Origin of the sequence: Streptomyces sp. NPDC048291 (assembly GCF_043201715.1) — a bacterium.
GTDB lineage: Bacteria > Actinomycetota > Actinomycetes > Streptomycetales > Streptomycetaceae > Streptomyces.
This window is the reverse complement of the sequence record NZ_JBICZC010000035.1, coordinates 1-9,920: the sequence shown is the minus strand read 5'-3', so window position 1 is coordinate 9,920 and position 9,920 is coordinate 1. Positions and strand designations below refer to the sequence as shown.

Here is a 9,920-nt window from a genome sequence, read left to right as displayed (position 1 = left end):
CAACCGACCACCAGGGCGGGGAGGCGACTTCGGGGTCTCCCCGCCCCTGCCCGAGGGAAACCGATGGCCGTCACCCCGACGGCGAAGCAGCCGGACCTGGCGGGTGCCTTCGAGGCGGAGGCCCTGCCGCACCGCGCCCACCTCCTGGCCGCGGCCCGGCGCCTGACCCGTTCGCACACCGACGCCGAGGACCTCCTCCAGGAGACCTGTCTGAAGGCGTTCCGTTCCTTCCACCAGTACCGGCCCGGCACCGACGTCCGTGCCTGGCTGAACCGGATCCTGATCACCACCTTCATCAACGACCACCGCCGCCGCCGAGCCAGGCCGCACAGCGCCGAACCCCTCGACGAGAACCTGCACTTCCGGCCGGACACCGGCCCGCCGGCCTCCGCCGAGGAGCAGTACCTGGCCCGGTTCGCGCATCCCGACATCGGCAGGGCGCTGCGCTCGCTGCCCGAGGAGTACGCGGCGGTGCTGCGGCTCGCGGACATCGAGGGCCTCGCCTACCAGGAGATCGCCGAGATCCTCGGCGTCCCCACCGGGACGGTGGGTTCGCGGGTGCACCGCGGACGCCGCCGGATGCGGGAGCTGCTGCCCCAACTCGACCCACGCCGTACCGGTCCCGCACCATCCACCCCTGCGAAGGAGCCCCTGACATGAACGCAATCGACAGACGTACCCTGCTCGGCCGCGGTGCCGCCGTGGCCGGTGGCGCGGCGGTGGCCGGAGCCCTGCTGCCCGCCGACGCCCACGCGGCGGCCGGGCCGGGCGCCCCCGGCACCGGGAAGGGGACCGGCACCGGCATCGGCAGCACGGTGACCCCCGGGGACTCCCGCTATCCGACCCTGAAGACCGGCAACAACCAGCGGTTCGTCGCCACCCCGGACTACGTGAAGATGATCCGCTCCCCGGCCGACGCCGAACAGGCGCTGGCCAAGGCCGTACGGAGCGGCAAGCGGATCTCGGTGCGCAGCGGCGGCCACTGCTTCGCCGACTTCACCAGCAACCCCGACGTCGAGGTGATCCTGGACTTCTCCGAGATGACCGGGGTCGGCTGGGACCCCGCCATGCGCGCCTTCTACGTGGAGCCCGGCGCCCGGCTGCTCAATGTCTACGAGGCCCTGTTCAAGGGCTGGGGCGTCACCGTGCCGGGCGGCATCTGCTACAGCGTCGGCGCCGGAGGCCACATCGCCGGCGGCGGGTACGGTCTGCTGTCCCGGGCCCACGGCCTGGTCGTCGACCACCTCTACGCGGTCGAGGTGGTGGTGGCCGACGCGGCCGGCCGGACCCGTACCGTCCGGGCGACCCGCGAGGCCGACGACCCCGAGCGGGACCTGTGGTGGGCGCACACGGGAGGCGGCGGCGGCAACTTCGGGCTGGTCACCCGCTACTGGTTCCGCTCGCCGGACGCCCGCGGCCCCGAGCCGTCCGACCTGCTGGTGAAGGCGCCGGCGACGGTGCTGGTCAGCGCCGTCGACATCCCCTGGGACGGCCTGGACGAGAAGACGTTCAAGCGGCTGGTGTACAACTTCGGGGCCTGGCACGAGCAGCACAGCGCCCCGGACAGTCCCTACCGGCATCTCAGCAGCCTGTTCAACGTCTCGGCCAAGGCCCACGGCAGCCTGGGGATGTTCACCCAGATCGACGCCTCGGTGCCCGGCGCCCGGGAGATGCTCGACTCCTTCATGGCGGCGGTGACCAGCGGCACCGGGGTGCGACTCCGCTCGCTGGACCGCGGCAACGGCGAGCTGCCGGCCATGCCGGGGCTGCACGAACCCCGGGAACTGCCCTGGCTCCAGGCCACCCGGCTGGTCGGCACCGACAACCCGACGATCACCAACCCCACCTCGCGCGGCGGCCACAAGTCCGCGTACATGCGCCGCAACTTCAGCGAGGACCAGCTCACGGCGCTGTACCGGTACATGACCCGGCCGGACTTCACCAACCCGGACACCATGCTGGTGCTGTTCTCGTTCGGCGGCCGGGTGAACGCCGTCGAGGAGCACGCCACCGCCAACGCCCAGCGGTCCGCCGTGTTCAAGATGTGCTTCCAGACCTTCTGGAACGACCCCGCCGAGGACGACTTCTATCTGGGCTGGCTCCGGGATCTCTACGGTGAATTCTTCGCGGCCAGCGGCGGTGTACCGGAAATCAACGATGCCACCGACGGCTGCTATATCAACTATCCGGACCGCGATATGACCGACCCGCGGTACAACCGCTCCGGCACGCCGTGGACGACCCTCTACTACAAGGGCAACTACCCGAGGCTTCAGCAGGTCAAGCGGCGCTACGACCCCTCGGACGTGTTCCGGCACTCCATGTCCGTGGCTCCCGCGCGGAGCTGATACAAGACGCCCGCAACGCCCCTGGCCGGCCCCGCTCACTGGAGCGGGGTCGGCCTTTTTCGTGCCCGGCGCCCACCGCCTCGTACAACCGGGAAATCGCACGCGTTGACCCTCCGCCCGCCCCGGTGGAATTCTATTTCCCGTCAGTGCAGGACTTCAGGAATAGGAATTCGACCGTGCTGATGGATTGGATGGTGAGAAAGAAATGCGAACTGTTTCGGTGGTCATAGGCACCCGGCCGGAGGCCATCAAGATGGCTCCCGTGATCAGGGCGCTCCAGGCGCATCCCGGTCTCGACCCGGTGGTCATCTCGACCGGGCAGCACCGGCAGATGCTGGACGAGACCCTCGACGCCTTCGGTCTGGCGGCCGACATCGACCTCCAGGTGATGGCCCCCCGGCAGACCCTCTCCCAGGTGACGGCCCGCATCCTCAACGGACTGGAGGCCCGGCTCCCCGGCCTCGGCGCCGACGCCCTGCTGGTGCACGGCGACACGGCGACGACGCTGGCCGGCGCCCTGGCGGGCTTCCACCACGGGGTCCCGGTCGTCCACGTCGAGGCCGGACTACGCAGCGGCGAACTCTCCTCGCCGTTTCCCGAGGAGGGCAACCGGCGGCTGGTCGGCCAGATCTCCGCGCTGCACCTGGCGCCCACCCCGGCCAACCGCGCCAACCTGCTCTGCGAGGGCATCCCGGAGGAGACCGTCGTCGTCACCGGCAACACCGTGATCGACGCCCTGCGCTGGGCCGGCGAACACGCCACCGAGTACGGCGACCCCGCCCTGCGGGACCTCGACGAGGACCCCCGCCGGATCGTCCTGGCGTCCGCCCACCGCCGGGACGCCTGGCCCCAACTCCCCGAGATCGCCGCCGCGTTCCGCCGGATCGCGGACGAGCCCTGCACCCGGGTGGTGATCCCGCTGCACCGCAATCCCGCGGTGCGCCAGGCGATCCTGCCGGTCGTCGCGGGCCACCCGGACATCACCGTCACCGACCCGCTGCCGTACCTGAGCTTCATGAAGCTGCTCAAGCGGGCCGATCTGATCGTCTCCGACAGCAGCGGCGCCCAGGAGGAGGGGCCGGCGCTCGGCAAGCCGACCCTGGTGCTCAGCGAGGTCACCGAGCGCAGCGAGGCCGTGGTGGCCGGTACCGCCAAGCTGGTCGGCAAGACCACCGAGCGGATCGTCGCCGCCACCCTCGAACTGCTGCGGGACCCGGTCGCCTACGCCCGGATGGCCGGTGCCGCCAACCCCTACGGGGACGGCAGGGCCGCCCGGCGCACCGTCGACGCGGTGGCCTGCTTCCTCGGTCTCGGCGATGGTCCCGAGCCGTTCGTGCCCGAGACCCCGGTCGACCAGTTCGCCGCCGAACTCGCCCGCAGCGCCGACTACCAGCGCCACGCGCCGCAGCCGACCCCCTGAGCAGCCGACCCCCTGAGCAGCCCACCCTCTGAGCACCGAGGACCCGTCATGAACCGGAACACCGTCCGCACCCTGGAGCTGGGCGCCGAGGACATCCCGTCGCTGCTGGTGGAGAACGTCGACCACTACCGGGTGCGGGGGCCCGCCGTAGTGGTCAACCCCCATCCGGATCCCGTCCTGCTCGACGTCGAACCGCGGGTGACGATCCCGGCCCTGTCCTCCACGATCCTGGCGGACACCACGATCGTCGGCGCGCCCTCCGTGCTGGTCCTCGGCCTCCCGGACCGGCCGGCCGCCGAGGTGGTCCGGGCGCCGGGCTGGCATCCGCTGGGCGCACTGCTGCCGCCGCCGGACCCGGCCGACCCGACGGAGTTCCCCCGGCACACCCCGCTGTGGAAGGGCCCCCAGGACGGTGCCGGTACGGCCCGGCTGGACGCGCCCCACCTGCTCGGCGAGCACCCGGAACGGCGGGCCGAGGAGACCTACGAGATCCGGGTGAACCTCTGGTACGCCCCGGCCGGCACGGACTGCGCCATCCACAACCGGCACGACTTCATCGAGGTCCACACCCAGATCGCCGGGGTGGGCCGGATGCAGAAGTTCCACGCACACGACCACCGCACGCTCTACCAGGACATCCCGATGGCCCCGGGCTACACCACCCCGCAGCCCTTCTGCCGTACCGCCCCCGGCGGCGGCTACCGCTACCCCTGGCACCAGTACCGCGCCGACACCGACTGTGTCTGGCTCGCCGTCGAGTACCACCGCCCCGCCCGCTGACCCCGCCCGCTGACCCCGCCCGCCGGCCCCGCCCGCCGACCCGCCTTCCCGAGAGGACCCACGCCATGACCGAGAACCACCGCCCCGCTCCGATCCCGCCGGTCTTCGCCCCCGAGGTCGTCGCCGAGCAACTGCGCGACGGCTACTGGCTGGAGGCCCCCGACATCGACCAGGACGGCCGCCCCGACCTGTTCGGCTACGGTCTGCGCCTCGGCGAGATCTACTGGTACCAGAACGACGAGCACTGGATCCGCCGGCTGATCGCGGACGGCATCCGGATGCCGGTCGGCGCCGACTTCGCCGACATCAGCGGCAACGGCCACCCGGACGTGGTCCTCTGCTACGAGCTGTACGGCCCGATCGGCACCATCCACGACCCGGACCCGGCCGGCGGCAAGATCGACTGGCTGGAGAACCCGGGCGCCCCGGACAAGGACGAGTCCCGCTGGAAGCGGCACTACGTCGGCCGGGCCACCGGCATGCACCGGCTGCGGGTCGGGCACTTCACCCGCACCGACCGGCTCCAGATCGTCGGCGTCCCGATCGTCGCCGAGGCCGACGTGCACGCGGTGCTCCCGGTGGTGGTCTTCACCCAGCCCGACGACGTGCACACCGCCGCGGAATGGCCGATGGAGACCATCGACGACAGCCACTTCCGGATGATCCACGGCGCCGAGAAGAAGGCCGGGCTGATACCCGGCTCGGACCTCGACTCGCTGCTCTTCGCCTCCGACGAGGGCGTCACCTGGCTCTACTTCGACGAGGCGACCGGCCAGTGGGTGCGCAGGCTCATCGGCAGCGGCGAGACCACCCAGTTCGAGGCCACCGGGTTCCGGGGCAGCGGCGACGTCAACGCGGGCCGGATCGGCGGCGACCCGATGGCGTACGTCGCGGCCGTCGAGCCCTTCCACGGCAACACCGTCGCCGTCTACGCCAGGACCGGCACCGACGAGCGGGGCGAACCCGTCTGGACCCGCACCCTGCTGGACGTCTACGGCGACCCCAACGAGAGCGGCGAGGGACCCGGCCACCAGATCGTCTGCGCGGACTTCGACGGCGACGGCGAGGACGAGTTCCTGGTGGCGCTGCGCGGCCCGTGGCCCTGGCAGGGCGTCATGTACTACAAGGCCATCGACCTGGCGGCGGGCGTCTGGGCCAAGTGGCGGGTCGGCGAGGAGTCCGTCGCCCGGATCGCCACCGGCGACTTCGACGGGGACGGCCGCCTGGACTTCGCGACCATCGCCTACTCCGTCCAGAACTACTACGTGGCCAAGGACGCCAAGATCATGCTCTACCGGAACCGGACGCCGCGCGGCGACGCCGAGTAGACCCCCTGCCCCGACCTCCGCGGACGCCGCCCGGCCCGCCCGTCCCACCCGGCCGGGTCGGGCGGCACCGCCCTCAGCAGAAAGCGTCGCCATGTCCTCCGCCGTCGTACCGCCGGGCACCTCCCGCCCCGGGAGCAGACCCTCGAAGCTGCCCTCGCTCACCGGGCTCCGGTTCTTCGCCGCGCTCCTGGTGTTCTTCTTCCACTCCTCCCTCTCCAACAGCCCCGTCCCGCCGAACGGTCCGGTCAACCCGTTCGCCGACCACACCCTGGCCCGCGTGTACGCCAGGACCTTCGTCTCCACCGGCTACATGGGCGTCTCGTTCTTCTTCGTGCTCTCCGGCTTCGTCCTGGCCTGGTCCGCACGGCCCGGTGAGCGGGTCACCGCCTTCTGGCGCCGCCGGATGACCAAGATCTTCCCCAACCACCTGGTCGTCGCCGCCGCGGTCACCGTGCTGTTCGCCGGGGCGGCCGTCACCGGGGTCTCCGAGTGGCTGCCGAACCTGCTGCTGATCCACACGTTCTTCCCGCAGGCGTCGATCAACCTCAGCCTCAACCCGCCCAGTTGGTCCCTCGGCAGCGAGCTGCTGTTCTATCTGCTGTTCCCGCTGCTGATCGTCCCGATCCGCAGGCTGCGCGGCGGCGCGCTGTGGGCCTGGTCCGCCGTGACGGTCGCCGGTACCGTCGCCGTCCAGCTCGTCTCCACGTACCTGGTGCCCGACACGCCCAAGTCGGCGATCACCCCGGTCTCCGACGCGCAGTTCTGGTTCGGGTACCTCTTCCCGCCCGGCCGGCTCTTCGAGTTCGTGCTCGGCGCGCTGCTCGCCCGGATCGTGCTGACCGGCCGCTGGCCCCGCCGGATCGGCATCCGCCTCTCGCTCGTCCTGGTCGCGGCCGGGTACGGGGCCACCTACTTCGTGCCGTTCCAGTACACCTTCGTCACGGCCACCGTCGTACCGATCGGCCTGCTGATCGCGGCGGTCGCCGACGGCGACGCCCGCTCCCGCGGCGGCTGGCTGAGCAGCCGCCCCATGGTCTGGCTCGGCGAGGTCTCCTTCGGCTTCTACCTGGTCCAGGGCGTCACCATCTTCTACCTGCGCAGCCTGCTGGGCTCCGAGCCGTTCGGCACCCCGGTGGCGGTGGCCGTCGTCGTCCTGTTCTTCGCGGCCTCGCTGCTCGCCGGCTGGCTCCTCTACCGCTTCGTGGAGATGCCCGCCATGCGCCGCTTCGCCCGCGCCCGGCGCCCCGCGCCCACGGCGGCCACCCCGGCCCCTGCGGCCCCGGCGCCCGTACCGGCCCGGCGCACGGTGTCCGCCGCCGCACCGGACGCCGAGCGGGAACTGACCTGAGTCCAGGGGTGGGAAGCCCTTTCTCACCCAGCCGTGCGAAGTGCCCCGTCCTCCCGGAGGACGGGGCACTTCGCACGCGTACGCGGTCTCAGCCGGCGGCAGCCGCCACCGGTTCGCCGGACCGCGTGCCGGACAGTCCGAAGCCCTCGGCCAGCAGCCGGTAGGAGCGCGCCCGGTCGGCCGGGTCCTGGGTCAGGGTGTTGACCATCAGCTCGGACACCCCGTGCTCCTCGGCCAGCGCGCGCAGCCGGGGGACGACCTCCTCGGGCGTGCCGTAGACCATCGACCGCCTGCGGTCGGCGGCCCGTTCCGCTTCGAGTCCGGTCCAGCGGTGCGCCCGTACGCTCGCCGCCGAGGGCAGCGGACGGTCGTCGCCGAGGTCCTTGCGGGCCCGCCACAACAGCATCGCCCCGGCCAGCTCCTCGGCCCGCGCCTGGCTGTCGGCGAGCACCGCGCGTACGGCCAGCACCCCGCCGTGCCCGTCCCCGGCCACCGCACGGGCCCGGGCGCTCCGGTACGCGTGCAGTGCCCGGACGCCCGGTCCCGGTACCAGGAAGTGCGCGAAGGCGTAGCCCACGCCCAGCTCACCGGCGGCCGTGGCCGAACCGGCGCTCGCCCCCAGCAGCCACAGCTCCGGCGGTACCGGCGGCACCGCCGTCACGGCGCGCGGGCCGTCGTCCGGGCCGCCCGGCCGCAGCAGCGCGCGCAGCTCCCGCAGCCGTTCCGGGAAGTCCCCGGCCGGTCCGCCGGACCGTCCGATGCCCATGTCGACCCGGCCCGGGTGGAGGGCGGACAGCACCGCGAACACCTCGGCGACCTTCAGCGCCGGATAGCGCGGCAGCAGCACCCCTCCGGTGCCGACCCGGATCCGGTCGGTCGCCCCGAGGACGGCTCCGGCCAGCATCTCCGGGGCGCTCCCGGCGAAACCCGGCGAGTGGTGGTGCTCGGCCACCCAGTAACGGGTGAAGCCCAGCCGGTCGGCGTCGCGGGCCAGGTCGAGCGAGGCCCGCAGCGCGTCGGCGCCGGTGTGCCCCTCGCCGACCGGGGACTGGTCGAGAACGGAGATCCGCACGCCGCTCACGCCTCCTCCCGGCTGCTCGGCCCGTGCCGGCCGTCCTGCCCGTGCCGGTCGTCCGGCCCTGGCCGGTCCTCGACGATCGCCGGGACGATGCGGTAGTCGCGCTGGAACACCAGGTTGTGCAGGTCGGCGGAGGCGATCGCGCGCAGGGTGGGCACCTCGGCCGCCGCCTGTTCCGCGGTGAAGACGTTCAGCGGCCAGTCGGCCACCGTGGCGCCGCGCAGATGCGGATGGTGGAAGCCCCGTCCGTAGTGCGCCATCAGCGTGATCGGCCGGATGTCCGTCTCCCGCTGCTCCGGCCAGGACAGCGTCCACAGCGCCGCGAGTCCGCCGTCCGGGGTGCGGCCCGCGCCGGTGGCCTCGACGGTCCCGGTGCCGCGCAGCATCTCCTGGTCGAACTCCCGCAGCACCCGCCGGGCGTGCGGGTCCAGCAGCGTGACCGCCTGGTGGAACAGCCGTTCCTTGCTCTGCCGGGAGACGGCGTCCCCGTGGGTGCCGTCGCGCAGGTCCCCGAAGTGGCGGCCCAGGGCCGCCAGATGGGCGGGCGCCCCGGGGACCGGCGGTGATACAGGGTGCGTGGTCACTTGTCCTCCTGGTGTGCGATGTGGCCGGCGGTCTCGGCGAAGCGGGCCGCGACCATCCGGCCCAGCCACTGGCGCATCGGATGCGCCCGGTCGGCGTCCCCCTGCCGGGACGGCATGACCAGCGCGGCGTGCGGGGTCTGGTGGAACAGCCGCAGGGAGGTCCGCACCCCCGCCTGCCGCAGGGTCTCCGCGTACCCGCGGACGTCGTCCAGCACCGGGTCGTGGTCGCCGACGGCGAGGACGGCCGGGGCCACCCCGGTGACGTCCGCGGCCTCCAGCGGGGTGGAGTACAGGACGTTCCCGCCGGTCCGCCGGTTGAGCGGCGCGCTGCCCCGGTACCGGAGCCAGGCGGTGCGCAACTGCTCGGCGGAGGGGTACGCGGTGGCGTCCGCCCCGTACGAGGGGTTGCGGCAGGCCGGGTCGAACGGCGGGTAGGCGAGGAACTGCCCGGCCAGCGGTTCACCGGAGTCCCGCAGGACCAGGGCGGCCGAGGCGGCGAGCGTCCCGCCGGAGCTGTCGCCGCCGACGGCCACCAGCGGGGCGCCGTTCTCCCGGATCGCCTCGCGGCGGGCCCAGCGCACCGCGGCCAGCACGTCCAGCAGTCCGGACGGGTGCCGGTGCTCGGGGGCGAGCCGGTAGTCGACGCTGACCACGGCGCTGCCGGAGAAACGGGCGAGGTCCGAGGTGACCTCGTGCCACTGGGCCGCCGAACCGTACTGCCAGCTTCCGCCGTGCGCCCAGACCAGCCAGCCGACGGGCCCGGCGGCGGGCCGGTAGACCCGTGCCGGTACCTGATGGCCCTGGGCCGGCAGCAGCACCTCCTTCCAGCCGACGGTGCCCTGCGAGGGGGCGTGCCGGAGGTCCGGGACACGCTTCACGACGTTCTCCTTTCCCGTTTCCGGTTTCCGGTTTCCGGGACCGCCCGCCGCGGCCGGGGTGCGGTGGCGCCGGGGTCCCCTTCGGCACTGTGCAGAGCCGTACCGCCGACGCCAACCGGCAGTTGGCCAGGTCGCACCGCGATCCGCCGTACGGGA

At 72.9% G+C, this 9,920-nt stretch carries 9 protein-coding genes; 6 read left to right on the top strand and 3 right to left on the bottom strand.

Going from position 1 to position 9,920, the window contains the following annotated elements; translation table 11 throughout:
• Positions 1 to 63: 63 nt before the first annotated feature.
• From ACGF5O_RS48900 to ACGF5O_RS48875, 6 genes are all read left to right on the top strand, one after another.
• Positions 64 to 660 (top strand): sigma-70 family RNA polymerase sigma factor, encoded by a 597-nt coding sequence (locus ACGF5O_RS48900; protein ID WP_393816420.1) that lies wholly within the window; start codon positions 64 to 66, stop codon positions 658 to 660.
• Positions 657 to 2,348, top strand: a complete 1,692-nt coding sequence (locus ACGF5O_RS48895; RefSeq protein ID WP_393816419.1) for an FAD-binding protein — start codon at positions 657 to 659, stop codon at positions 2,346 to 2,348. Before ACGF5O_RS48900 ends, ACGF5O_RS48895 begins: the two co-directional genes overlap by 4 nt.
• Positions 2,349 to 2,553: 205 nt before the next feature.
• Positions 2,554 to 3,768: a non-hydrolyzing UDP-N-acetylglucosamine 2-epimerase gene (gene wecB / locus ACGF5O_RS48890; RefSeq protein ID WP_393816418.1), complete on the top strand. Its 1,215-nt coding sequence runs from the start codon at positions 2,554 to 2,556 to the stop codon at positions 3,766 to 3,768.
• A 48-nt stretch (positions 3,769 to 3,816) separates the two neighbouring features.
• A complete protein-coding gene (locus ACGF5O_RS48885) occupies positions 3,817 to 4,548 on the top strand; it encodes a hypothetical protein (RefSeq protein WP_393816417.1) in 732 nt (243 codons plus the stop codon).
• Positions 4,549 to 4,613: 65 nt separating this feature from the next.
• Entirely contained in the window at positions 4,614 to 5,876 is a 1,263-nt protein-coding gene (locus tag ACGF5O_RS48880) for an FG-GAP repeat domain-containing protein (protein WP_393816416.1), read from the top strand.
• A gap of 91 nt (positions 5,877 to 5,967) precedes the next feature.
• Complete coding sequence (locus ACGF5O_RS48875) at positions 5,968 to 7,224, top strand: acyltransferase family protein (RefSeq protein ID WP_393816415.1); 1,257 nt, start codon at positions 5,968 to 5,970, stop codon at positions 7,222 to 7,224.
• A gap of 88 nt (positions 7,225 to 7,312) precedes the next feature.
• Here ACGF5O_RS48875 and ACGF5O_RS48870 read toward each other — a convergent pair whose 3' ends face one another.
• The 3 genes from ACGF5O_RS48870 to ACGF5O_RS48860 are packed head-to-tail and all read right to left on the bottom strand — an operon-like array spanning position 7,313 to position 9,764.
• Complete coding sequence (locus tag ACGF5O_RS48870) at positions 7,313 to 8,296, bottom strand: MsnO8 family LLM class oxidoreductase (RefSeq protein WP_393816414.1); 984 nt, start codon at positions 8,294 to 8,296, stop codon at positions 7,313 to 7,315.
• Between the two features lie 5 nt (positions 8,297 to 8,301).
• A complete protein-coding gene (locus ACGF5O_RS48865) occupies positions 8,302 to 8,886 on the bottom strand; it encodes a hypothetical protein (protein WP_393816413.1) in 585 nt (194 codons plus the stop codon).
• Entirely contained in the window at positions 8,883 to 9,764 is an 882-nt protein-coding gene (locus tag ACGF5O_RS48860; protein ID WP_393816412.1) for an alpha/beta hydrolase, read from the bottom strand. The genes ACGF5O_RS48865 and ACGF5O_RS48860 overlap by 4 nt, the downstream gene beginning before the upstream one ends.
• Positions 9,765 to 9,920: the final 156 nt, after the last annotated feature.

What these genes read in the sequence shown, in the direction of transcription:
- ACGF5O_RS48875 (WP_393816415.1), top strand. Translation starts at nt 5,968, where the DNA reads ATGTCCTCCGCCGTCGTACCGCCGGGCACCTCCCGCCCCGGGAGCAGA.
- wecB (WP_393816418.1), top strand. Translation starts at nt 2,554, where the DNA reads ATGCGAACTGTTTCGGTGGTCATAGGCACCCGGCCGGAGGCCATCAAG.
- ACGF5O_RS48900 (WP_393816420.1), top strand. Translation starts at nt 64, where the DNA reads ATGGCCGTCACCCCGACGGCGAAGCAGCCGGACCTGGCGGGTGCCTTC.
- ACGF5O_RS48885 (WP_393816417.1), top strand. Translation starts at nt 3,817, where the DNA reads ATGAACCGGAACACCGTCCGCACCCTGGAGCTGGGCGCCGAGGACATC.
- ACGF5O_RS48895 (WP_393816419.1), top strand. Translation starts at nt 657, where the DNA reads ATGAACGCAATCGACAGACGTACCCTGCTCGGCCGCGGTGCCGCCGTG.
- ACGF5O_RS48880 (WP_393816416.1), top strand. Translation starts at nt 4,614, where the DNA reads ATGACCGAGAACCACCGCCCCGCTCCGATCCCGCCGGTCTTCGCCCCC.